Origin of the sequence: Motiliproteus sp. MSK22-1 (genome assembly GCF_001968815.1) — a bacterium.
Lineage (GTDB): Bacteria > Pseudomonadota > Gammaproteobacteria > Pseudomonadales > Balneatricaceae > Motiliproteus.
Genome location: NZ_MIEQ01000054.1, coordinates 13,845 through 36,097 on the forward strand (window position 1 = coordinate 13,845; position 22,253 = coordinate 36,097).

21 protein-coding genes and 1 pseudogene are annotated in these 22,253 nt (G+C 46.7%); 17 read left to right on the plus strand and 5 right to left on the minus strand.

Annotation, left to right across the window (positions count from 1 at the left end):
* Nucleotides 1-47: 47 nt before the first annotated feature.
* From BGP75_RS17065 to ubiG, 3 genes are all read right to left on the minus strand, one after another.
* Nucleotides 48-794, minus strand: a complete 747-nt coding sequence (locus BGP75_RS17065) for a YciK family oxidoreductase (protein ID WP_076720088.1) — start codon at nucleotides 792-794, stop codon at nucleotides 48-50.
* A 149-nt stretch (nucleotides 795-943) separates the two neighbouring features.
* Nucleotides 944-1,627, minus strand: coding sequence for an HAD family hydrolase (locus BGP75_RS17070; RefSeq protein ID WP_076720089.1), 684 nt, complete (start codon nucleotides 1,625-1,627; stop codon nucleotides 944-946).
* A gap of 120 nt (nucleotides 1,628-1,747) precedes the next feature.
* Entirely contained in the window at nucleotides 1,748-2,485 is a 738-nt protein-coding gene (ubiG, locus tag BGP75_RS17075) for a bifunctional 2-polyprenyl-6-hydroxyphenol methylase/3-demethylubiquinol 3-O-methyltransferase UbiG (protein WP_076720090.1), read from the minus strand.
* A gap of 263 nt (nucleotides 2,486-2,748) precedes the next feature.
* Between ubiG and gyrA the strand changes: the two genes are divergently transcribed.
* The 9 genes and pseudogenes from gyrA (at nucleotide 2,749) to BGP75_RS17120 (ending at nucleotide 12,902) form a co-directional block, all read left to right on the plus strand.
* A complete protein-coding gene (gyrA, locus tag BGP75_RS17080) occupies nucleotides 2,749-5,400 on the plus strand; it encodes a DNA gyrase subunit A (RefSeq protein WP_076720091.1) in 2,652 nt (883 codons plus the stop codon).
* Nucleotides 5,401-5,495: 95 nt separating this feature from the next.
* Nucleotides 5,496-6,599, plus strand: coding sequence for a prephenate dehydratase (gene pheA / locus BGP75_RS17085; protein WP_076720092.1), 1,104 nt, complete (start codon nucleotides 5,496-5,498; stop codon nucleotides 6,597-6,599).
* 57 nt (nucleotides 6,600-6,656) lie between these two features.
* Nucleotides 6,657-8,867, plus strand: a complete 2,211-nt coding sequence (locus BGP75_RS17090) for a bifunctional prephenate dehydrogenase/3-phosphoshikimate 1-carboxyvinyltransferase (protein ID WP_083704886.1) — start codon at nucleotides 6,657-6,659, stop codon at nucleotides 8,865-8,867.
* 4 nt (nucleotides 8,868-8,871) lie between these two features.
* On the plus strand, nucleotides 8,872-9,582 hold the full coding sequence (cmk, locus tag BGP75_RS17095) for a (d)CMP kinase (RefSeq protein ID WP_076720094.1): 711 nt from the start codon (nucleotides 8,872-8,874) through the stop codon (nucleotides 9,580-9,582).
* Nucleotides 9,583-9,684: 102 nt separating this feature from the next.
* Nucleotides 9,685-9,987, plus strand: a pseudogene (locus BGP75_RS17100) (integration host factor subunit beta); the annotation flags it as partial.
* Nucleotides 9,988-10,040: 53 nt separating this feature from the next.
* A complete protein-coding gene (locus BGP75_RS17105) occupies nucleotides 10,041-10,337 on the plus strand; it encodes a LapA family protein (protein WP_083704887.1) in 297 nt (98 codons plus the stop codon).
* Nucleotides 10,338-10,497: 160 nt separating this feature from the next.
* Nucleotides 10,498-11,673 (plus strand): lipopolysaccharide assembly protein LapB, encoded by a 1,176-nt coding sequence (gene lapB, locus BGP75_RS17110; protein WP_076720096.1) that lies wholly within the window; start codon nucleotides 10,498-10,500, stop codon nucleotides 11,671-11,673.
* 76 nt (nucleotides 11,674-11,749) lie between these two features.
* Nucleotides 11,750-12,463 (plus strand): orotidine-5'-phosphate decarboxylase, encoded by a 714-nt coding sequence (gene pyrF, locus BGP75_RS17115; protein ID WP_076720097.1) that lies wholly within the window; start codon nucleotides 11,750-11,752, stop codon nucleotides 12,461-12,463.
* Nucleotides 12,464-12,620: 157 nt separating this feature from the next.
* The gene (locus tag BGP75_RS17120; protein ID WP_076720098.1) at nucleotides 12,621-12,902 is read left to right on the plus strand and encodes a ComEA family DNA-binding protein; all 282 of its coding nucleotides are present in this window, start codon (nucleotides 12,621-12,623) and stop codon (nucleotides 12,900-12,902) included.
* Between the two features lie 113 nt (nucleotides 12,903-13,015).
* Here the strand turns inward: BGP75_RS17120 and BGP75_RS17125 are convergent, their stop codons facing one another.
* Complete coding sequence (locus BGP75_RS17125) at nucleotides 13,016-13,339, minus strand: hypothetical protein (protein WP_076720099.1); 324 nt, start codon at nucleotides 13,337-13,339, stop codon at nucleotides 13,016-13,018.
* 201 nt (nucleotides 13,340-13,540) lie between these two features.
* On the opposite strand from BGP75_RS17125, the gene ndk reads away from it, so the two are divergent.
* From ndk to der, 8 genes are all read left to right on the plus strand, one after another.
* Nucleotides 13,541-13,948, plus strand: a complete 408-nt coding sequence (gene ndk, locus BGP75_RS17130; protein WP_076720100.1) for a nucleoside-diphosphate kinase — start codon at nucleotides 13,541-13,543, stop codon at nucleotides 13,946-13,948.
* A 116-nt stretch (nucleotides 13,949-14,064) separates the two neighbouring features.
* A complete protein-coding gene (gene rlmN, locus BGP75_RS17135) occupies nucleotides 14,065-15,183 on the plus strand; it encodes a 23S rRNA (adenine(2503)-C(2))-methyltransferase RlmN (protein ID WP_076720101.1) in 1,119 nt (372 codons plus the stop codon).
* 20 nt (nucleotides 15,184-15,203) lie between these two features.
* On the plus strand, nucleotides 15,204-15,974 hold the full coding sequence (gene pilW / locus BGP75_RS17140) for a type IV pilus biogenesis/stability protein PilW (RefSeq protein WP_158070131.1): 771 nt from the start codon (nucleotides 15,204-15,206) through the stop codon (nucleotides 15,972-15,974).
* Nucleotides 15,971-17,182 (plus strand): RodZ domain-containing protein, encoded by a 1,212-nt coding sequence (locus BGP75_RS17145; RefSeq protein WP_076720102.1) that lies wholly within the window; start codon nucleotides 15,971-15,973, stop codon nucleotides 17,180-17,182. The genes pilW and BGP75_RS17145 overlap by 4 nt, the downstream gene beginning before the upstream one ends.
* 57 nt (nucleotides 17,183-17,239) lie before the next feature.
* Nucleotides 17,240-18,481 (plus strand): histidine--tRNA ligase, encoded by a 1,242-nt coding sequence (hisS, locus tag BGP75_RS17150; protein ID WP_233152962.1) that lies wholly within the window; start codon nucleotides 17,240-17,242, stop codon nucleotides 18,479-18,481.
* Between the two features lie 151 nt (nucleotides 18,482-18,632).
* Entirely contained in the window at nucleotides 18,633-19,289 is a 657-nt protein-coding gene (locus BGP75_RS17155; protein ID WP_083704889.1) for a tetratricopeptide repeat protein, read from the plus strand.
* Nucleotides 19,289-20,434, plus strand: coding sequence for an outer membrane protein assembly factor BamB (gene bamB, locus BGP75_RS17160; RefSeq protein WP_076720104.1), 1,146 nt, complete (start codon nucleotides 19,289-19,291; stop codon nucleotides 20,432-20,434). Before BGP75_RS17155 ends, bamB begins: the two co-directional genes overlap by 1 nt.
* 175 nt (nucleotides 20,435-20,609) lie before the next feature.
* Nucleotides 20,610-22,025, plus strand: coding sequence for a ribosome biogenesis GTPase Der (der, locus tag BGP75_RS17165; protein WP_076720105.1), 1,416 nt, complete (start codon nucleotides 20,610-20,612; stop codon nucleotides 22,023-22,025).
* Between the two features lie 22 nt (nucleotides 22,026-22,047).
* On the opposite strand, the gene BGP75_RS27470 is transcribed toward der, so the two are convergent.
* The coding region (locus tag BGP75_RS27470) for a hypothetical protein (RefSeq protein ID WP_233152961.1) at nucleotides 22,048-22,253 on the minus strand (206 nt) is incomplete at its 5' end.

Sequence of the window (22,253 nt, forward strand, 5' to 3'; positions counted from 1 at the left end):
TACTGCTATATCTGCAAAGCTGCCATGGGTAAGTGGTGGCTTGTTCTCTACTTCTCTTGTGCTTTAAGGGCTTGGCCGTTAATGTCTTTGCTGTCTGCACCCATGAGATAAAGATACAGAGGCATTATATCCGCTGGAAGTGGGAGTGTGCCGGGATTCTCGCCGGGATAAGCTGTTGCTCGCATGTTGGTGCGTGTTGCTCCGGGGTTAATGGAGTTGACTCGAATATTGGAGGTTGACTCCAGTTCGTCTGCCAGTACTTGCATAAGGCCTTCAGTGGCAAATTTGGATACGCTGTAAGCCCCCCAGTATGCCTTCCCTACCTGGCTTACTCCAGAGCCTGTAAAAATGATGGAGGCATCTTCTGAGAGTCTTAGTAGAGGAATCATTGCCTGCGTAAGGTGAAACTGGGCGTTAAGATTGACTTGAATGACTTGGTCCCAGATAGTTGGGTCATAGCTTTCTATGGGTGTTCGTACCCCTAGTATTCCCGCGTTATTCAACAATCCATCAAGTTTTCCAAATTCGGTTTCAATTGTGGCAGCCAGCGCTTCGTAATCATGAGGAGTGGCACCTTCAAGATTTATCGGAAAGATAGCGGGTTGCGGACCATTTGATGCTTCTATTTCATCGTAGACTGTTTCCAGTTTCTTTGTTGTTCTGCCGGCCAGAATCACCGTTGCTCCATGGCTTGCATAGGTCAAAGCTGCAGCTCGGCCTATGCCATCCCCGGCTCCGGTCACTAATACCGTTCGATTGGCAAGAAGGTTGGAAGGGGCATTGTATTCAAACATGGTGTTTCCTTGTGCAGCAGCTGTCTGTTGGTCAGGCTGTTTACCCAGTGTGGAGCATACCGATAGAGCGATTCTTTGATATCGATTCGATATGCTTGTGGGTAAGTTTTATTGACGTTCTTTATATTTTAGCGGCTTTTGCGCTAAGTCTACGAATTTTGTTGTTGTAGCCACTCCAGAATCTCATCCGGGCTGGTTGCGCTAAAAGTTGCATTCCATTTCTCTGGTTTGTCTTCTGGGCTAAGGTACCCGTACAGGGCTGCTATAGTCCGCATTCCTGCTCGTTGTCCGGCCACAATATCGCGAGAATGGTCCCCTATATAGACAGTCTCGGACGGTGGGCTGCTTACCTGATGGCAAGCTAAAAGCAGTGGCTCAGGGTGCGGTTTGGTATGAGTTACGTGATCGGGGCATATAATGGTTGCGCAGCGATGGTGTAATTGAAGTTTTTTTAGCAGCGGGGTGGTGAAGCGTTCGGGTTTATTGGTTACGACGCCCCATGGCATTGCTTGGCTTTCTAACCAATCAAGTAATGTATCCAGGCCCTTAAACAGCTGGGTAGTGTCGGCAATGTGCTGTTCATAATGGCTTAGTAGTCTTCGTTGCAGCTCTTCGAATTTGCTGCTATTTCTAGTGACCTGAAAGTTAAGGTCGATCAGCGCGGCTGCTCCGTTAGAAGCTGTATATCGAATACTTTTGTAGTCGCCATCAGGTAAGCCTTCTTCTTTTCTTAAGCGATTAATTGCCCCGAAGAAGTCCGTAGCGGTATCCAGCAAGGTACCATCCAGATCGAATAGTACGGAGGTAACGGTGGTGGATTCGTTTATTGCCATCAAAACAGACCTTCTACCTTTAAATATTACCGTTTTTAAATCATCAGAATTTTAACCATTCTGAATGCATGACCTGTCGCTACAGGATTTGTGATCAGGATAGTGTTCGTTATATGGAGTCTATTCGGGTTTAAAGGTCTGTAGCAGATAGTTTACATCCACGTCTTTACTGTTTAGTTTGTATTTCTTGGTCAGCGGATTATAGGTCATTCCGGTCATTTCCCCAGGTTGTAAGCCTGATTCGCGGCACCATTTGGCCAATTCGCTTGGGCGGATGAATTTTGAATGGTCGTGTGTTCCCCTTGGGACCATGTTAAGCAAATATTCTGCTCCAACAATGGCTAATAGGAAAGACTTGGGGTTGCGGTTTAGTGTGGAAAAGAAAACCTGGCCGCCAGGTTTAACCAGTTTGGCGCAGGCTTTTACTATTGATGAGGGGTCGGGAACATGCTCGAGCATCTCTAAGCAGGTCACAACGTCGTAGCTGTCAGGCTCTTCAGAAGCAATTTCTTCTGCTGTGATTTGTCGGTAGTTAACTTTGATTCCTGTCTCCAGGCCATGAAGCTTGGCAATCTTTAAGGGTGTTTCACCCATGTCTATGCCGGTAACCTCGGCGCCTCTCACCGCCATGGATTCAGACAAAATGCCTCCTCCGCAGCCTATGTCCAGGACTTGTTTTCCTGCTAAAGAGGCATATTCATCGATGAAGTTGACTCTTAAGGGGTTAATGTCATGAAGTGGTTTGAACTCGCTTTCCTTGTCCCACCAGCGGCTGGCGAGCGCGTCAAATTTTGCAATCTCTTCTGAGTCAACGTTGAGTTGGTTGGTATGTGAGGCTGGGCGATCTTTCTCTGTCATTTCAAACGCTTCTTAATCCAAACGGGATGAGTGGTTGAGCAATTGCTTGTTACGCGCTCTATTTTGAGGGCCGAATGGTAACACCTGTAATGGTGACATCACAGTATTGGGAGGTTTTTGGGTGTTATTTACCTGCCAGCATCCTGTTGCTTATGGTATGATTGCGTGATTTTTAAATCGTCTGCGGGGAGCTTTGCTCTCAGTTGAAAAAGTCAAATATTCTGCCTTTGTTTTTAGGCATTTGAGAAGGATACCTGGGTTTTATGGGTGAATTTGCCAAAGAGATCCAACCCGTTAATATCGAAGATGAGCTGAAGCAGTCGTATTTGGACTACGCGATGAGCGTCATCGTGGGGCGGGCGTTACCTGATGTCCGAGATGGTCTGAAGCCAGTGCACCGTCGCGTGCTATTTGCGATGAGCGAGCTGGGGAATGACTGGAACAAACCCTATAAAAAATCTGCTCGTGTTGTCGGTGATGTTATCGGTAAATATCACCCACATGGGGATTCTGCCGTCTACGACACCATTGTCAGATTGGCCCAGTCTTTTTCAATGCGCTATACCCTGATCGATGGCCAAGGAAATTTTGGTTCTGTCGATGGCGACTCTGCTGCTGCGATGCGTTATACCGAAGTCAGAATGGAAAGAATTTCGCATGAGATTCTTTCAGATTTGGATAAGGAAACCGTCGATTACATTCCCAACTATGATGGCACTGAACTGATTCCTGAAGTTATGCCGACTCGTGTTCCTAATTTGCTGGTTAACGGCTCTTCTGGAATCGCGGTAGGTATGGCAACGAATATACCACCACATAATTTAACAGAAGTTATTAACGGAACCATCGCCCTGATTGATGACCCCGGTCTGGATGTGGATCAGCTGATGGAGTTCATCCCTGGTCCTGATTTTCCTACCGCTGCTATTATCAATGGTCGTGCGGGGATATTACAGGCTTACAGAACCGGTCGTGGTCGAATCTATCTCCGTTCCCGATACCATGTGGAAGAAAACGAAAAGAACGGCAAAGCCTCGATAGTTGTTACTGAAATTCCATATCAGGTAAACAAGGCGCGATTGATCGAAAAGATCGCAGAACTGGTAAAAGATAAAAAAATCGATGGCATTACTGAGCTGCGTGATGAATCTGATAAGGATGGTATGCGAATCGTTGTCGAGTTGCGTCGGGGAGAGGTGCCAGAGGTCGTTGTTAACAACCTCTATGCTCAGACGCAAATGGAGAATGTTTTCGGTATTAATATCGTAGCCTTGGTCGACGGGCTTCCAAAGATACTGAACCTGAAAGAATTGCTTGAAGCCTTTATTCGTCACCGTCGTGAAGTGGTTACTCGTCGAACTATTTATGAGTTGCGCAAGGCGCGTGAACGTGGGCATATCTTAGAGGGCCTTGCCGTTGCTCTGGCCAACATCGACCCCGTTATTGAGTTGATCAAGAACTCTAAAACTTCGGCAGAAGCCAAAGAAAAACTGGTCGAGACTCGGTGGGCTCCTGGTGATTTGATGCAGATGCTGGAGCGTGCAGGAGATGATGCTTGCCGTCCAGATGATTTGCCAGAGCAGTACGGTATTCGGGAGGGTTTCTATCACCTGTCTCCAGCTCAGGCTCAAGCTATTCTTGATCTGAAGTTACACCGCTTGACCGGTTTGGAGCATCAGAAGCTTATTGATGAATACAAGGCTTTGCTGGAGAAAATTGCAGAGTTACTTCGTATTTTAGGTAGTACCGAGCGTTTGATGGAAGTGATTCGGGAAGAGTTGATTCAGGTTGTAGAGCAATATGGAGATGATCGCCGTACTGAAATTACTGCTTCACGAAAAGATTTAACCACAGCAGATCTGATTACAGAAGAAGATATGGTCGTGACTATTTCACACGGTGGTTACGCTAAAACTCAGCCTGTAACGGCGTATCAAGCCCAGCGTCGTGGTGGAAAAGGAAAGTCCGCTTCCTCCGTCAAAGATGAGGACTATATAGAGCATCTGTTGGTCGCCAGTACTCACGATACTATTTTGTGCTTTACCAATCACGGTAAGGTTTATTGGCTGAAGGTGTTTGAGATTCCGCCAGCGAGCCGTACAGCGAAAGGACGGCCAATCGTTAATATTCTGCCTTTAGATGATGGCGAGAGAGTGACCACTATTTTGCCGGTTTCCAGTTACGATCAGGACCGTTATATCTTTATGGCCACCGCATTTGGCACCGTCAAGAAAACTCCGCTGGAAAATTTCTCCCGCCCGCGAAGTTCTGGGCTTATTGCTTTGGACCTGAACGAGGGAGATACCCTGATTGGTGCGTCAATAACCAAAGGTGATCAGGAAGTCATGCTGTTTAGCGATCAGGGCAAGGCAATACGATTCTCCGAGGATGATGTAAGGCCAATGGGGCGGACCGCACGAGGCGTTCGAGGGATGCGTCTGCAGGATGATGGTAAAGTGATATCGCTAATTATTCCGGAAGAAGGTGGCCGGATATTAACGGTAAGTGTTAACGGTTTTGGTAAACTTACCAATCTGGATGATTTTCCTACCTACGGCCGAGGCGGTCAGGGGGTTATCGGCATGCAGCTGTCTGAGCGCAATGGTCAGATGATAGGCGCTGAGCAGATATTCCAAGGCGATGAGATTATGTTGATCAGCGACCAGGGTACTTTGGTCCGCACTCGCACCGATGAGATTACTGTGCAGGGTCGGAATACTCAAGGGGTGACGCTGATTCGTATTTCCAAGGACGAGCAGCTGGTGGGGGTAGCTCGAGTTGAAGAGCCTGATGATCAGGACGAACCTGAGGATACCGATGAAAACTTGGTTGATGCAGAGCTTGCTTCGAAAGACAGTGATGTTATTGCAGAACCAGATTCTGATGCCGCTAAAGACGATAGTGCTGACGATTAAATCGGGATTGTGCCAGCATTGTCGAGCGAGTGGATAGATAACGTTGTTTTTTGCGTAAAGCGGTAGGGTTAAGGTAACGAGGTAGATGCAGGCGAATGAGTGATCAGGAGCAACAGCTGGGTAAGTTGCGTGATGAAATTGATCAAATTGATCAAAAAATCATGCAGCTTGTTAGCCAGAGAGCAGTGTGTGCACAACGAGTGGCTGACGTTAAGCAGCAGGCGCAGGGTGAGGGTGAAGCCGTCTTTTATCGTCCTGAACGTGAGGCGAAGGTGCTTCGCCGGATTATGGAGCGTAATGATGGGCCTCTCGGGGATGAGGAGATGGCGCGTGTTTTCCGGCAGATAATGTCTTCCTGCCTGGCGCTTGAGCAGCCTATGCATATTGCGTTTTTAGGACCGGAGGGGACTTTTACTCAGTCTGCCGCACTGAAGCACTTTGGTCACTCAACTGTTAGCGTACCGTTGCATTCTATCGATGAGGTCTTCCGTGAGGTTGAGTCCGGTGCGGCCAATTATGGTGTGGTACCCATAGAGAACTCTACAGAAGGTATGGTGCATCATACATTGGATATGTTCCGAAACTCGCCGTTACGTATTTGCGGCGAGGTGGAGCTTCGCATCCATCAACATTTACTGATGGATGATGATGTTGATGCAGACAACATCACTCGTATTTACTCTCATCAACAATCCCTTGCTCAATGTCGGCGTTGGTTAGATGCACGCTATCCGGGTGTTGAGCGGGTCGCAGTAAGCAGTAACGCCGAAGCCGCGCGCCGAGCGACCAGTGAAAAAGGTAATCATGTTGCCGCTATTGCTGGCGACATGGCTGCTGAGCTTTACCACTTGAACAAAGTCTCTGAAAATATAGAGGATGAGCCAGACAATACCACCCGTTTTTTGATTATCGGACAGCAATTAACCGAAGCCAGCGGAAAGGATAAGACTTCCTTGCTGGTTTCTGCGAGAAACAAGCCTGGTGCATTGTATCACCTGCTTGAACCGTTTCATCGATTTGGCATCAGTTTGACCCGAATTGAAACCCGTCCATCCAGTGTCGGTACCTGGGGTTATATTTTCTATATAGACTGCGAAGGGCATTACCGTGATGAGCCCATTCAGAAGGTAATGAAAGAGATTGCTGAAGAGGCTCTGGAGCTGAAGCTGTTAGGATCTTACCCTCAGGCGGTGCTTTAGTTTGATGGTCTGTCTGATGAGCCGAACTTTAAAAGAATCACTTGGAGTGTTGAAAAAGTGACAACTCCAATTGGAAGGTTGTTAGTGGTCGGGTTGGGGCTTATCGGCGGCTCTTTAGCATTGGGATTAAAACAGCGCGGCGGCTGTCGGACAGTGGTTGGTTTCGATATCAATCCTGCTGAGATGGACGAAGGGCTTCATCGAGGTGTTATTGATGAAAAGGCCGAGGAGCTTTTTCAGGCTGTTTACGATGCTGATGTAGTGGTGCTGGCTGTCCCTGTCAAGGTGATGGAAGGAGTGCTTGCTGACATTCGTAATGCTATCCGTCCAGAAACTATTTTGACGGATGTGGGGAGCGCTAAGGGAAATGTGGTCGAAGCTGCACGGCGTGTATTTGGCGAGGTGCCTGCAAATTTTGTCCCTGGACATCCTATTGCCGGATCAGAAAAGAGTGGTGTTTCTTCTGCAAAGGCGACTTTGTATGAACACCATAAGGTTATTCTAACGCCGCTGTCTGAGACTGATCGCTTTGCTTTAAAGCGAATAACCCAGATGTGGGAATCTGTTGGTGCTGAGGTTCATCATATGAATGTTCAGCGCCATGATGAAGTGTTGGCTGCTACCAGCCATCTACCTCATTTGTTGGCTTTTTCGCTAGTGGATACTCTGGCGAATGATCATGAAAATCGTGATATTTTCCGCTATGCAGCAGGTGGGTTTAGGGATTTTACACGAATCGCGGCAAGTGATCCGATGATGTGGCATGATATTTTTCTTGCCAATAGTGAGGCGACTCTTAAAGTACTAAAAGAATTTTCCAAGGGTGTGGATCAGCTCCGCACTGCCATTGAACAGCGTGACGGGCAGCACTTGCTGGGGGTTTTTACCCGGGCAAAATCGGCCCGTGATCATTTTTCCAAGATATTGACTGGAACTGCGTACTCTCTACCTATGACTGATAAAAATATAACATTTAAAGTAAAACCCGGTGGCACTGTCTCAGGAGAGGTTCGTGTCGCAGGTGATAAATCCATGTCCCATCGTTCAATCATGCTTGGTGCGCTCGCTGAGGGCGTTACCGAAGTTGAAGGATTTCTTGAAGGCGAGGATAGTCTGGCAACCTTGCAGGCGTTTCGCGATATGGGGGTCGTGATAGAAGGCCCATATAAGGGACGAGTGACTATCCATGGAGTGGGAATGCATGGATTAAAGCAACCGCCAGGGCCGTTGTATGTAGGTAATTCCGGAACGGCAATGCGCTTGTTTGCTGGTTTGCTTGCCGGGCAGTCGTTTAACTCTGAGCTGACTGGTGATGAATCACTTTCCAAGCGTCCGATGGAGCGGGTTGCCGTACCACTAAGATCGATGGGAGCGCAGATTGAAACCGGTGAAGGTGGTTGCCCTCCTATCCGTATTCGAGGAGGCGCGACTCTAAAAGCTATTGATTACAAAATGCCGATGGCCAGTGCTCAGGTGAAATCTTGTGTGTTGCTGGCAGGATTGTATGCGCAAGGTGAAACCCGTGTCACTGAGCCTGCACCAACCAGGGATCATACGGAGCGAATGCTGTCTGGTTTTGGTTATGAGGTTAGTCGTGAAGGAGCTGTTGCGCGTTTGACCGGTGGTGGCAAAATGACGGCCACTCATATCGATGTGCCAGCAGACATCTCCTCATCTGCCTTTTTTATGGTTGCTGCGGCTATAACGCCCGGCTCTGACATCTTGCTCAAACATGTTGGTATTAATCCTACCCGTATCGGAGTCATCAATATTTTGCAGGCCATGGGGGCTGATATTGTTTTGCAGAATGAGCGCGAGGCAGGTGGCGAACCTGTTGCTGATTTGCGCGTTCGATATGCACCTTTAAAAGGTATTAATATACCGGAAGATCAAGTGCCTCTGGCTATTGATGAGTTTCCTTCTTTGTTCGTTGCTGCAGCCTGTGCTGATGGTGTTACGACCTTGACCGGTGCCGAAGAGCTGCGTGTTAAAGAGAGTGATCGAATACAGGCCATGGTCGATGGCCTGAAGGTGTTGGGAGTTGATATTGAGGGAACTCCTGATGGTGCAATAATCAAAGGTGGCCAAATCAGTGGTGGTCGTGTGGATAGTCTAGGGGATCATCGGATTGCCATGTCATTTGCAATAGCTGGGCTTAGAGCAAACGGTGAAATTCAAATTGATGACTGTGCTAACGTAGCGACATCGTTCCCTAATTTTGTTGATCTTGTTCGTTCTGTTGGACTTGATATAGAAGTTAAGGGGTAGTCACATGTCGGAGCTAATTCCAGTTGTAACTATCGATGGGCCTAGTGGTTCGGGTAAAGGGACTATATCAAAACTGCTGGCTCAGCGAATGGGGTGGCATCTATTAGATAGTGGGGCTCTCTATCGTGTTCTTGGATTAGCAGCAGAACATCATGGTGTTAGTCTCGAAGATGAAGATGCGCTAGAAGTTCTGGCAGGTCATCTTGATGTGCAGTTCCAGGCGGATCTTGCACAAGAAGGGGTTCAGGTTGTCCTTGAAGGTGAGGAAGTTACTGCTGCAATAAGAAGTGACGCCTGTAGCCAGGCGGCGTCAGTTGTTGCCGCGATTGCAAAAGTTAGGGTGGCTCTTTTAGACCGGCAGCGTGCTTTTGCGGAGTTACCGGGACTGGTTGCTGATGGTCGTGACATGGGAACCGTTGTATTTCCTGATGCCAGCGTCAAGATTTTTCTTACGGCCAGTGCGGAAGAGCGAGCGAGAAGGCGCTTTAACCAGTTGATGCATAAGGATACTGGTGCTAACCTTCAGAAGGTGCTAAATGATATTAAGGTGCGGGACGAGAGGGATATGAATAGAGCAGCATCCCCCTTAAAGCCAGCAGATGACGCCTTGGTGCTTGATAGTACTGGGCTGAGTATCGATGAGGTTTTGGCGCGCGTCGTGCAAGAAGTTGCCGGTGCGGCAGGCAGAATAGGTGATATCGAAGATAATTGCTGAACTATTACGCGATTGATGCTAAGCGGAAGTGAACATTTATGTCCCCTTGTTTGGAATACCTCCATCATAGGGGTTAAGTTCTGATATCAACGAAATGAACAGGGGGCGACTATGACAAAGTCTGAGCTAATCGAGCGTTTGATTGCTAGGCATGAGCAGTTGTCAGTTAAGGATGTCGAACTGGCAGTTAAAACGATGCTAGACCATATGGCCGAAGCTTTATCTGGCGGTGAGCGCATTGAAATTCGAGGTTTTGGCAGTTTTTCGTTACACTTCCGCGAGCCTCGTGTAGGTAGAAACCCTAAAACAGGGCAAGCGGTGGAATTGGATGCCAAGTATGTACCCCACTTTAAACCTGGTAAGGATCTCAGGGAACAAGTGAATGAGAGTATTAAGAGGGCATAGTTTGCGGGTATTATTGTCCCAATAACCGCCTGTATATTTTATGAGGTTTTCCTGTGCGTTTGATTAAGACTATTATTGCTGTTGTGCTGGCTGTACTTCTAGTGATGCTGGGTATTTTATTGACTGTTAATAATCAGCAGTTGGTTTCCATTGATCTGGTATTTATACAGATTCCTCAGGCTAGCTTAGCTCGTTGGTTAATTGCTAGCTTCTTATTGGGTGCTTTGGTTAGCATGATATTCGGGTCTTTGGCTGTGGTGGCTCTTAAAACTCGCCTTCGTCGTGCTAATCGTCAGCTCAATTCTTCCAATCGTGAACTGGATAAGCTTAAGACCGCTAGTATTGCTTAGTGGGTGTAAATTGCCACGGCAAAACCTAACAGCTCGTTTGTCCTTCACTAGTCAGAGCTTGGTGCAGGGTTGTGGTAGTGCTGCGATGGCAAAGAGTAGCTTAGCATGACCGTACCAAGGGGTATGGGAGCCGTCGTGCATTTTAGGAAAGTGTACGAAAATGGGTGACTACCTTTTACTGATTCCGCTAGTCCTGGCATTAGCCATAGGCTGGTATCTGGGACGAAGGGACTGGCGTAAACAGCGCTTGGATCAGTATCGCGAACATTTGAAAGAAGAGTACTTTAGTGGCCTTAATTATTTAGTCAATAATAAAACTGATGAGGCTATAGATAGCTTCATTAAGGCTTTAAAGTATAACAGCGAGACAGTGCCAATTCGTTTGGCACTGGGGACTTTGTTTCGACGAAGAGGTGAGATCCAGCGGTCTATTCAGTTGCATCAGGAGGTGATGGCCCACCCGTCTCTAAGTTCACGCGAGTATATCCAGGTTCAGTTGGCTCTTTCGCGGGACTATTTGGCAGCAGGACTACTGGATCGGGCAGAGAGTTTGCTGCTGGATGTGCTTGAGCAAGGAGCGAGAGATGATCGTGATCTTGCCATTCGGTTGTTAATCGATCTCTACCAGCAGGAAAAGGAATGGGGTAAAGCGCTGGATGTTGCCGCGAAACTCAATTCCAGTGTAGAAGGCTTGGCCCTGCGTTTGTCGCATTTCTACTGTGAGCAGGCTGCTGTCTCTATTGAGCTCAAGGAGCTTAAGGAAGCTCAGAAGAAACTTAAGCTAGCACTGCATCACGACAAGAATTGTGTGCGTGCATCTCTTCTAAGTGCAAAGATCGATATGGCTGAAGGGCGTTGGAAGGCTGCCATAAAACATCTTCGTCAGGTACAGGACCAGGATCCTTCCTTTGTTTCTGAAGCTGTGCCTCTTCTTGCTGACTGTTACCGACACATAGGCGCTAATGGCGATCTGACTCGTTTCCTCGAACTTAGCATGCATACTGCACCCTCCACGACCAGTATGCTTCTGGTTGCTGAAGAGATTGCTCGGGAGAAGGGAGACTATGCGGCAGGAGCTTACATTACTGAGCAATTGAAACGACGTCCTTCCGTGAAAGGCTTTAATCGGCTGATTGATCTTCATCTTAAGCATGCATCGGAAAGTGCAAAGGAAAGCTTGAACGTTCTTCGTGGCTTAACAGGGCAGTTGGAGCAGTCAAAACCCTCGTACCAATGTCATAATTGTGGATTCTCTGGGCAGGCTATGCATTGGCAGTGTCCTAGCTGTAAAGAGTGGGGGCGGGTAAAACCAATTCGCGGCTTGGAGGGGGAGTAGTCTGAGTTGTAATGGTCTTTAGTCGTTGTAGTAAATAGACAGCATGTAGAAGTAGAATTTTTATAGTGGGGTTCAAATGGTTGGTTGTGATTCAAAAGTTATCGTTGCATTGGATTTTTCTGTAGGCGAGCAAGCTTTAGCAATGGCTGCTCGACTTGATCCGTCTTTATGTCGGGTAAAAGTTGGCAAAGAGCTTTTTACACGTTCGGGTCCTGCGATTGTTGAAGCACTCCAATCTTTGGGCTTTGAGGTTTTTCTGGATCTTAAATTTCATGATATTCCCAATACGACTGCAAAGGCAGTGCTCGCTGCTGCCGAGCTTGGTGTGTGGATGGTGAATGTGCATGCGAGTGGAGGCCGGCGGATGATGGAAGCTGCTCGTAATGAATTGGATAAGCTTAATGGGAAAAAGCCTCTTCTGATTGCAGTTACTGTGTTGACCAGTATGGAGGCCACGGATCTTAAGCAGGTCGGGATTGAGTGCCAGCCTTTAGATCAGGTTCAGCGGCTTGCCATGTTAACCCAGAAGTGTGGTTTGGACGGCGTTGTCTGTTCGGCTCAGGAGGCTGTTGCTTTGCGCGAGTGCGTGAACGATGGTTTTAAATTGGTTACCCCGGGAATTCGACCTGCAGAGGCTGATCAAGGTGACCAGAGGCGTATCATGACTCCACTGGATGCTGTTCAGGCAGGCAGCGATTATCTGGTTATCGGCCGTCCAATCACTCAAGCTGCTGATCCTGTTGCCGCCTTGACCCAAATTACAACGGAACTCAATAATTGGCAGAGTTGAGTGGGTTTCTTAGGCTGCATTTCTGGCTAAGTGTTCCTGTACGTTAAAAACCTGTCAGATAGTACTGTAATTTATTAGTAGCTACTGGTTTTTTCAGGTAGTATACGAAAGTCCGCTGGATGCGGGCCTTTATTTTTAAAAATCATGGAGAGATATAATGTTATCAAAAAAACAACTTGCTGCTGTTTTTGTTGCCTTTTTAAGTCTTTCTTCTTCTATCTTTGCCGCCGATCAAGTCGATCTTAATCAAGCTGATGCCAGTGAGTTGGCGCTTGTCTTGACGGGTGTCGGGGAATCAAAGGCTCAGGCAATTGTGGAATATAGGAAGAAACACGGGCCGTTTCAGTCTTTGGAACAGTTAGCTGAAGTCAAAGGGGTGGGGGAGAGCCTGATAGCCCGAAACCGGGATAAAATAAGGATTAGCAGCGAAAAGCAATAGTGCTATCAATAGTGATATTTATTAGCTAGTGCAAAGCGCCGCCGACCCATCTGTCAGGTTAAAAAGCTAATGGGTCGGCTTTTGGTTAACTGGCTATCAGCAGGTTAGTGGTTTCATCCTGCTTTACGTTCAAGTCTTTCCTTAGCCTTTAAGTATTTTGGCATAAGGCCCGCGTCTTCATAAATTGGGTCGCCCTCCTCAATACGCACAACCTTTGATCCTTGGACATAGGGTATTTTTTCTTCGACTTCCCGGAGTGCGTTACTGATCAGGTTTGCTATGATGTCTTCCGTCGGAAGCTGGTAGACTTCAGCAAGAGCCTCCAGTTTAGCGACATCATCTTTTGAGATGGGGATCTTTCGAATAACCTTGGGAAGATGCTCAATTGTATGATGATCCCATGATCTTAGCATGGAAGCGATCGGGGTCTCTGCCATGATTAACTCCTGCAAAATTAGTAGCTGTCTAGAGTATAATTATAGTTTAGATCGGTGATGAGGTATTTGCTGGAGAGAAACTTTAAACTCAATGTCGCATTATCGACCTAATCTGTGTTTATTTTCCTTTCTTCCCTGTGTCAGCAGCCTTATAATTGGCTGTTTACTTTCTTGTTAATCTCATGCTATTGGGGAATCTAAATGGCGATTGAACGTACACTGTCCATCATCAAGCCTGACGCAGTTGCAAAAAACGTAATTGGTAAAATCTACAGCCGCTTTGAAGATAACGGTCTTAAAGTTGTTGAAGCAAAAATGTTGACTCTTTCACAAGAGCTGGCAGGCGGTTTTTACGCTGAGCATGAAGGTCGTCCTTTTTACAATGATCTGGTTGCCTTTATGACGTCTGGTCCTGTGATGGTTCAAGTGCTTGAAGGGGAAGATGCCATTGCTAAAAATCGTGATTTGATGGGGGCTACTAACCCTAAAGAGGCTGCTCCAGGCACCATTCGTGCGGACTTTGCTGAATCTATCGACGCTAATGCCGTTCATGGTTCTGATTCGCCAGCTTCTGCTGAGCGTGAAGTAGCTTACTTCTTCGGCGCATAAGCGTTACAAGAAAATACAAGCGCAGTTTATTGCGAGATAAAGATCCGGGATGAATTCATCCCGGATTTATCTATCCGAAAGATTGGCGCTCCTCTGATTTACCTGGCTTTATTATCATGAATTCCACTCCTGAAAAAACTAACTTGTTGGGCTTCTCAAAGGCAAAAATGGAAGCCTTTTTTGAAAGCATCGGCGAAAAAAAATTCCGTGCAATTCAAGTTGTGAAGTGGATTCATCAACAAGGAGTTGAAGACTTTGATGAGATGACCAACTTGGGTAAGGCTTTACGTGCCAAACTCAAAGAAGTGGCTAAGATATGTGAGCCAGAAGTTGTCTATCAGGATTATTCAGAAGACGGTACACGAAAGTGGGCGATTAAAGTGGATGGAGGAAGCCTTGTCGAAACGGTGCTCATTCCTGAAGGTGATCGTGCAACGCTTTGTGTATCCTCTCAAGTCGGTTGCTCGCTGGATTGTAGCTTTTGTTCTACCGGTAAGCAGGGGTTTAACCGTAACCTCACGGCTGCAGAAGTTATAGGCCAATTGAGAGTGGCTATAAAATCCTTTGGTCCCATAGATCCTAAGGGGCCTCGAAGAGTGACCAACGTTGTAATGATGGGCATGGGCGAACCGCTGATGAACTTTGAGGCAGTTGTCGATGCTATGTCGTTGATGATGGAAGACAATGCTTACGGTCTTTCTAAACGCCGAGTTACGCTCAGTACAGCTGGACTTGTGCCTGCTATTGACAAGCTGAGTGAGCAGTTGGATGTGTCTCTTGCGTTGTCCTTACATGCACCGAATGATGCTTTGCGAAATGAATTAGTGCCGTTGAACAAGCGTTATCCTATTAAAGAGGTTAAGGCTGCTTGTCTGCGTTATTTGGATCGCTTGAATGATAAACGGGTGATTACTATCGAATATACGATGATCGATGGTGTTAATGATTCACCTGAATTGGCTCGGGAGTTGGTTGGATTATTAAAAGATTTACCTTGCAAGCTCAATCTGATTCCGTTTAATCCATTTCCTAATTCTGGATACAAGCGTTCAAAGAAGCAGGCGATTGATTATTTTAAGGAAATCACCAGCAGGTCTGGTATTGTGACGACTGTGCGTACTACTCGGGGTGAAGACATTGATGCTGCTTGTGGTCAACTGGTTGGTCAGGTTGATGATAGAACCCGACGCAGCCAGAAATATATTCCGGTAGTGCAGGAAGTGATATCAAAATAGATTTTTTGCATGGAGTGGGTGTGAAGCAACTTTCAATATTTCTGGTATTTTGTTCTTTGGTGTTGACCGGGTGCGGCGTTGAACAGGTACCTGTGGTCAGTGAAGCCTCTGCAGAGGCAAGAATCGATGTGCGTATTCGCTGGGCGAAGGAACATATCCGTAAGGGGGAATATGAGGAAGCTAAACGCCCTTTGACAGGGGCATTAGAAGTTGACAAGGGGAGCCCTAAGGCTTTGAACTTATTGGCTTTTGTTTTTCAGCAGCAGGGGGATATGGTCCTTGCTGAGGAGTATTACAAGCGAATGCTGAAATCTGACGCTTCTTTCGCACCAGGGCGTAATAATTATGGCATCTTTTTAATGATTCAAAACCGTTACGACGAAGCTTGCCCTCATCTTGCTGCAGCATCAAATGATCCTCTTTACACTGGACGGCCCCAGGCGCTGGAAAACTTAGCTGGTTGTTATCAACTTGCAGGGGATCACGAGCTTTCGGAAGAAACCTATCGACGTGTATTGCGATTAACACCAAATTCGTCGATTACATTGATTGAACTGGCAAGTCTTGTGTACGAGCGTGGTGAATCAGGTGAAGCCTGGCAGTTATTTGACCGTTTTTCTGAGTTGGTTAACCAAAGAAAAGTGGAGCACTCTGCTAAAAGTCTATGGCTAGGTGTCCGTCTTTCGCGGGAGGGTAGAGATCCCAGTATGGCGGCCACCTATGCTTTGCTATTAAAAAATCTCTTTCCGCAATCGTCTGAATATCAGTTGTATAAGGAGTCTCGGCAGTGAGCGAGTTACAGCGGGAAGCTGTTGAGTTTTGCGATGATGAGCTATCAGCGGGTCAGCGCTTAAAATCAGCAAGAGAGGCGAGAAACCTTAGTATAGAGGACGTATCCGCGCGGCTGAATATCTCAGCAAAATATATTCGAGCACTTGAAGAACTTGATTTCGAATCCTTACCTGGGCTGCCTTTTGTTAGAGGTTATATCCGCTCATATGCCCGTTTTGTTGAATTATCAGGCGATGAGCTGGTGGTAAGTTTTAATCGGTATGCTCAAGTCGGTGATGTCGGGCCGGTTGCTTCGATTAATAAGGTTGGAAGGCAGGTAAAGCTGAGTGATCCGCTAATGCGGACATCCATGTTTATATTTTTCCTGGCGGTTTTAGGGATTAGTGTCTGGTGGTGGCAAACCCAATCCGGGAATTCTTTACCAGATATTTTTAATCTTGATCCAGCTGTAGGTGTTGATACTGGAGATAGCGAAACAGCTGAAAATGAGTCTGGTCCACAAACAGCAGAAAGTAAGCTTCAGGCTCGTTTAGCGGAAATACAGACAGAGTCGGAACAGCAGACGACTATGTCAGATGAGAGTGCGGAAACAGGTACTGTCAATAATGATCCGACGGAAGCTGACCCAGAGTATCTATCTGCTGAGGAAATTCAGCGAATAGCGGCTGAGTTAGCAAAAACCGACAATGAGACTGACATTAATAGCGATACAAACAACGGTGAGCAAACTGTTGATCCCAGGGGGGCTGGTACCGAGGTAAGCACTGCTGGTGAGTTAATTGAAACTGCACCGGCAACCAATGACAATGAAAGTGCTGTAGAACAAGACAGTACTGCAGAAGCGATACCCGGTACTGCAGTTGATGATTCTATTACGTCTACCGATGTGTCAAATCAAGAGAGTGTGGTATCGGCTGAAAGTGAAGTCCCTGCTGATGATTTGACTGCTGACACTGTCAAGCCGGTCGCTAAGTTGGAGTTACAGTTTGTTGGAGATTGCTGGGTTAGCATTCGAGATGCTAAAGGAAAGCTGATATTTGCTAACACCAAGCGGGCAGGAGATGTCTTGGAGTTGGATCTGGAAGCGTCAGCAAACTTGTTGGTTGGCAGGGTTTCTGCGGTGAGCCGTGCCTTTTTTGGGGGTAAAGATCTCCAATTGGCCCAACTGGCTCGTAAGGATGTAGCTCGCCTAGAGCTCAATTTCTAATATTAACTTCCCCTATTTAGGAACGTAACATTGGCCAAGATTAAAGCCATTAGAGGAATGAATGACATTCTTCCTGACCAGTCACCGACATGGCGCTACCTGGAAGCGACTGTTGAGAAGGTTGTCGGGCAATACGCCTATAGTGAAATAAGATTACCTATCGTCGAAAAAACAGAGCTGTTTAAGCGTTCAATCGGTGAAGTTACCGATATCGTCGAAAAAGAAATGTACACCTTTGATGATCGTAATAACGATAGCTTAACGTTACGGCCCGAGGGCACTGCAGGTTGTGTCAGGGCGGGTGAAGAACATGGATTGCTTTTTAACCAAACGCAAAGACTCTGGTATAAAGGCCCAATGTTCCGCTACGAGAAACCTCAAAAAGGTCGCTATCGGCAGTTTCATCAAATAGGGATTGAAACTTTTGGCATGGCCAGTGCTGATATCGACGCTGAAGTTATTATGGTTTCAGCTCGCCTTTGGAAAGAGCTGGGCTTGCTTGACTCGGTTAGGTTGCAGTTGAACTCCCTTGGAAGTAATGAAGCCCGTGCTAACTACCGTGACGCGTTGGTTAGTTATCTGGATATTCATTTTGATAAACTTGATGAAGACTCCCAGCGTCGACTAAGCAGTAATCCGTTGCGTGTTCTTGATTCTAAAGATGAGTCTACGCAGAGGGTCTTGGAGAATGCTCCTGTTCTGAGCGAATATCTGGATGAGGAGTCTGCCACCCACTTCTCTGAGCTTAGAGATATTTTGGATCGGGCTGGGATTGCTTATGAAATAAACCCTCGTCTGGTGAGAGGGTTGGATTATTATTGCAAAACGGTTTTTGAGTGGGTAACGGATAAGCTGGGTGCCCAGGGAACTGTTTGTGCTGGTGGCCGTTATGATGGCTTGGTAAAACAGCTTGGTGGTCGCCCAACCCCGGCAGTTGGTTTTGCAATGGGGATAGAGCGTTTGGTTCTGATGCTGGAAACGTTAGATTTAGTCCCTGCTGAACTAAAATGTTCCTTAGATCTTTATCTTGCGGCAGAGCAAAAGGGTCTGCAACCAAATGTATTGCTGCTGGCTGAAAATATACGACAAATTGATCCTGAGCTAAGAGTGATGACTCACTGTAGCGGCCTCAAGAATATCAACAATAAAGCTCGGCAGACTGGGGCTGGGCAGATAGCATTGTTGAATGAACAGGAAGGTAGAATAAGTGTCGCATACTGGAATCAAGATAATCCACGTATAGATATGAGTGAGCAGGAGTTTTTGGCGCTTATCGAAAGTAATATGTCTTCGAGTTGATAGCTCTGATGGCGACTGCCTAAATGGTTGTCGGCCTGGTTGCCAGGAAGAAGGGATATATCGATTGTTGTAATTGATAGTTGTTAGAGTCAGCCGTATGTCTTGTCAGGCGGTGAGAATAATAGTGACGAGTTTTGGATAGGAGTCCAGAGTGACTGAACTGCGTACAGAAGAAGAACAGATTGAAGTAATTAAAAACTGGTGGAAAGAAAATGGCCGCTCAACTGTTTTTGGAGTTTTGGCGGCCATAGCTATCGTATTGGGCTGGAGAGGGTGGCAGCAAAGTATCCAGAATGCTGCAGAGCAGGCATCTGTCCTTTATCAGAACATGCAGGCGGCGATTGTTGTTCAGCCGGGACAGACATTAGACGAGGAAAAGCGCAAAACTGCTGAGCATCTTGCCGGGCAACTGAAAACAGACTTTGGTGATCTTGCTTATGCCCAGTATGCAGCATTGTGGTTGGCTAAAAGCGCTGTAGAGACTGGGAATCTGTCGTTGGCACAAACGGAATTGGAATGGGTGCTTGAGCGTAAGCCTATGGAAGGTATTGCTCGCATTACCGAATTGCGATTAGCTCGTGTTCTGTTGGCCCAGGACAAAGCTGAAGAGGCACTTAAATATCTTAATAAGGAGCCGGCTGAAGGTTTTCAAGCCAGTTATTATGAGGTGAAAGGTGACGTATATGAGGCGATGGGGCGCACGGATGAGGCACGTGAAGCTTATACAAAAGCTGGCTCTTCTTCGCAGGGTGGACAGCGTCCAATTTTGACAATGAAGCTTGATAACCTGGCTGCCGAGGACAACTAATGAAGATGGTACGGTTTTGGTGCTTCTTTTTTACATTAGTGCTTCTTGGTGGCTGTAGCTGGTGGGATTCCGAAGAGCAGATTGAACCTGCGAAGCTGGTGTCTATTGATGAAGAGCGTAAAGTCAAAAAACTGTGGTCAACCAAAATCGGTGAAGGGCTTGGAGCAACCTACAATGAGTTAAAGCCTGCCATTCTTGGTAGTCGAATCTATGTGTCGGACATTGAGGGAAACCTGCAGGCGTTAGATCGAGACAGCGGCTCTACAATATGGACGCAAAAGGTAAACTCACGAATTGGTAGTGCGGTAGGTGTTGGTGATGGCAAAGTTTTAGTCACCACTTTAGATGGTCGGATTCATGTCTTTAAAGCCTTGGATGGCGAACCTCTTTGGACGGCACGTTTAAGTAGCGAGTCTGTTGCTCCGCCGCAATCAAATCAGCACCTGGTTCTGGTGCAGACGATTGATGGTCGTTTGACTGCTTTGTCTCCCGTCTCCGGTGAACGTTTATGGAGTTATAATGCGCAAATACCAGCGCTCAGTTTACGGGGTACCAGTACGCCGCTTTTGACAGAACGGATGAGCTTTGCCGGGTTTTCAAATGGAAAAGTTGTAGCACTAAATAATAAGAATGGTGACCTGGTCTGGGAACAGCGTGTTGCGGTTCCTCAGGGTAAAACAGAACTTGAACGAATAGTTGATGTTGATGGCGAGCTGCTTCTGTCAGGTGACAAGTTATATGTCAGCAGTTATCAGGGGCGTTTGGTCTCAATTTCCGCTGGAAATGGGCGATTGATCTGGAATAAAAGTGTATCCAGCTTCCGCGGTGTTGCAGAAAATCTGTCTCAGTTATTTGTGAGTGATGCAGAAGGAAATGTAAGAGCATTTGAGAAAAATAATGGTCTTGAGTTCTGGAAGCAGGATGCGCTCTTTTATCGTCAATCTACGGCACCTGTTGTTATTAAAAATGCTGTAGCAGTAGCGGATTTTGAAGGCTATGTCCATTTCTTATCGCCACAGGATGGCCATTTTATGGCACGTTTACAAGTTGATTCATCCGGGGTCCGTGGGCCAATGATTAGTGTTGATGATGTTCTTTACGTTTATGGTAACAGCGGTCGTTTGACAGCATTGACGATAGAGTAATGGCTGGGTACCTGAGAGGGATGGTGAACTTCGGAAGGGACCAACATTACCAGATTTGACTTGATGCTATACATGTCACGCGATTTTTTTAAACAGTAGTTGTTCAGTGGGTATAGCGGGCGTGATATGCAGTCGGTGCCCTTCTCTTTTTTGTTAGTGTATGCAGGTTTGATAGATGATCCCCGTTATTGCCCTGGTTGGGCGCCCCAATGTTGGAAAATCCACCCTTTTTAATCGACTGACTCGCTCACGGGATGCATTGGTGGCCGATTTGCCAGGGCTGACTCGCGATAGAAAGTATGGTGAGGGACGTATTGATGAGCGGGATTTTATTGTCATTGATACCGGCGGTATCAGTGGTGATGAGCGCGGTATTGATAGTGCCATGGCTGAGCAGTCTCTGGTAGCTATAGATGAAGCAGATGTAGTTGTTTTTCTGGTTGATGGTCGTAGTGGATTGAACCCTGCTGATGAAATGATTGCGAAGCACCTGCGTATGTCTGACAAGCCTTATTATCTTGCAGTCAATAAAACAGATGGTGTCGATCCTGATGTGGCGATGGCTGATTTTTATGAAATGGGATTGACGCAGCCCATTCCGATAGCGGCTTCGCACGGTCGTGGAGTACGCAGTCTTATTGATGAGGTGTTAGGTGAGTTTCCTGAACCGGCCGAAATAGATGCTGATGAGGAAGCTGAAAAGGGGGTCCGCATAGCCATTGTTGGACGGCCAAATGTTGGTAAGTCAACACTGGTCAATCGGATGCTTGGTGAAGATCGCGTTGTAGTATATGACCAGCCAGGCACTACGCGTGACAGTATTTACATTCCTTATGTTCGTCATGACAAACCTTATACCTTAATAGACACAGCGGGAGTACGTCGTCGTAAAAATATTAAGGAAGCGGTAGAAAAGTTTTCTATTGTGAAGACTTTACAGGCGATCAAAGATGCGCACGTAGTCGTAACAGTAATGGATGCTCAGGAAGGGATGACCGAACAAGACTTGCATATGCTGGGGTTTGTACTGGATTCCGGGCGGGCACTGGTTATTGCTGTGAATAAGTGGGATGGGATGACAGCTGAAGAAAAAGATTCAGTACGTAGTCAGCTGGAACGACGGTTGGTTTTCACAGATTTTGCTAATATCCACTTTATTTCTGCTTTGCATGGTTCTGGTGTGGGCAATCTTTATGAGTCAATCGAAGAGGCTTATGCCTCTGCTATGGGCAAATGGTCAACGAGTAAGCTAACAAAGCTTCTCGAAGATGTGGTTGCAGACCATCAGCCCCCGCTGGTTCATGGGCGTCGAATCAAATTGCGTTATGCGCACCAGGGTGGTTCGAATCCTCCATTATTTATTGTCCATGGTAACCAGACAGATCAGCTTCCTGCTTCATATAAGCGGTATTTGCAGAATAAATTTATCTCAGTGCTAAAAATCAAGGGCACCCCTGTTCGATTTGAGTTCAAGTCTGGGGATAATCCCTTTGAAGGGAAGAAGAACGTCTTGAGTCGTCGTCAGCTTCAGAAAAAAGAACGGCTGAAAGAGTTCACTAAAAAGTCTAAGAAGAAGTCTAAAAAACGCTAATGAGCCGATATGGTAAGAATATTTAAATAGTTTTAAAATATTCAAAGAGTCTGTTGACTCTCTGAACGGGGTCTGTAGAATACGCCCCCACGTTGTCGCTGAAGGCGGCAATAGAAGTCCAGCAAAACCCAAGCAGCATCAGGTTTTGCAGCGGTTGATTGAAGATCTCACCGAGGTGAATGACTGAATCAACCGGCTGAAATAAACAGTTGACTTCGAGATTGGCGC

Excerpts from the sequence above, each read along its gene's own strand:
- pyrF (WP_076720097.1), top strand. The coding sequence starts at position 11,750 with ATGGTTGGTTGTGATTCAAAAGTTATCGTTGCATTGGATTTTTCTGTA.
- rlmN (WP_076720101.1), top strand. The coding sequence starts at position 14,065 with ATGAATTCCACTCCTGAAAAAACTAACTTGTTGGGCTTCTCAAAGGCA.
- bamB (WP_076720104.1), top strand. The coding sequence starts at position 19,289 with ATGAAGATGGTACGGTTTTGGTGCTTCTTTTTTACATTAGTGCTTCTT.
- gyrA (WP_076720091.1), top strand. The coding sequence starts at position 2,749 with ATGGGTGAATTTGCCAAAGAGATCCAACCCGTTAATATCGAAGATGAG.
- der (WP_076720105.1), top strand. The coding sequence starts at position 20,610 with ATGATCCCCGTTATTGCCCTGGTTGGGCGCCCCAATGTTGGAAAATCC.
- BGP75_RS17120 (WP_076720098.1), top strand. The coding sequence starts at position 12,621 with ATGTTATCAAAAAAACAACTTGCTGCTGTTTTTGTTGCCTTTTTAAGT.
- pheA (WP_076720092.1), top strand. The coding sequence starts at position 5,496 with ATGAGTGATCAGGAGCAACAGCTGGGTAAGTTGCGTGATGAAATTGAT.
- hisS (WP_233152962.1), top strand. The coding sequence starts at position 17,240 with ATGAATGACATTCTTCCTGACCAGTCACCGACATGGCGCTACCTGGAA.
- BGP75_RS17065 (WP_076720088.1), bottom strand. The coding sequence starts at position 794 with ATGTTTGAATACAATGCCCCTTCCAACCTTCTTGCCAATCGAACGGTA.
- BGP75_RS17070 (WP_076720089.1), bottom strand. The coding sequence starts at position 1,627 with ATGGCAATAAACGAATCCACCACCGTTACCTCCGTACTATTCGATCTG.
- cmk (WP_076720094.1), top strand. The coding sequence starts at position 8,872 with ATGTCGGAGCTAATTCCAGTTGTAACTATCGATGGGCCTAGTGGTTCG.
- lapB (WP_076720096.1), top strand. The coding sequence starts at position 10,498 with ATGGGTGACTACCTTTTACTGATTCCGCTAGTCCTGGCATTAGCCATA.
- ubiG (WP_076720090.1), bottom strand. The coding sequence starts at position 2,485 with ATGACAGAGAAAGATCGCCCAGCCTCACATACCAACCAACTCAACGTT.
- ndk (WP_076720100.1), top strand. The coding sequence starts at position 13,541 with ATGGCGATTGAACGTACACTGTCCATCATCAAGCCTGACGCAGTTGCA.
- BGP75_RS17125 (WP_076720099.1), bottom strand. The coding sequence starts at position 13,339 with ATGGCAGAGACCCCGATCGCTTCCATGCTAAGATCATGGGATCATCAT.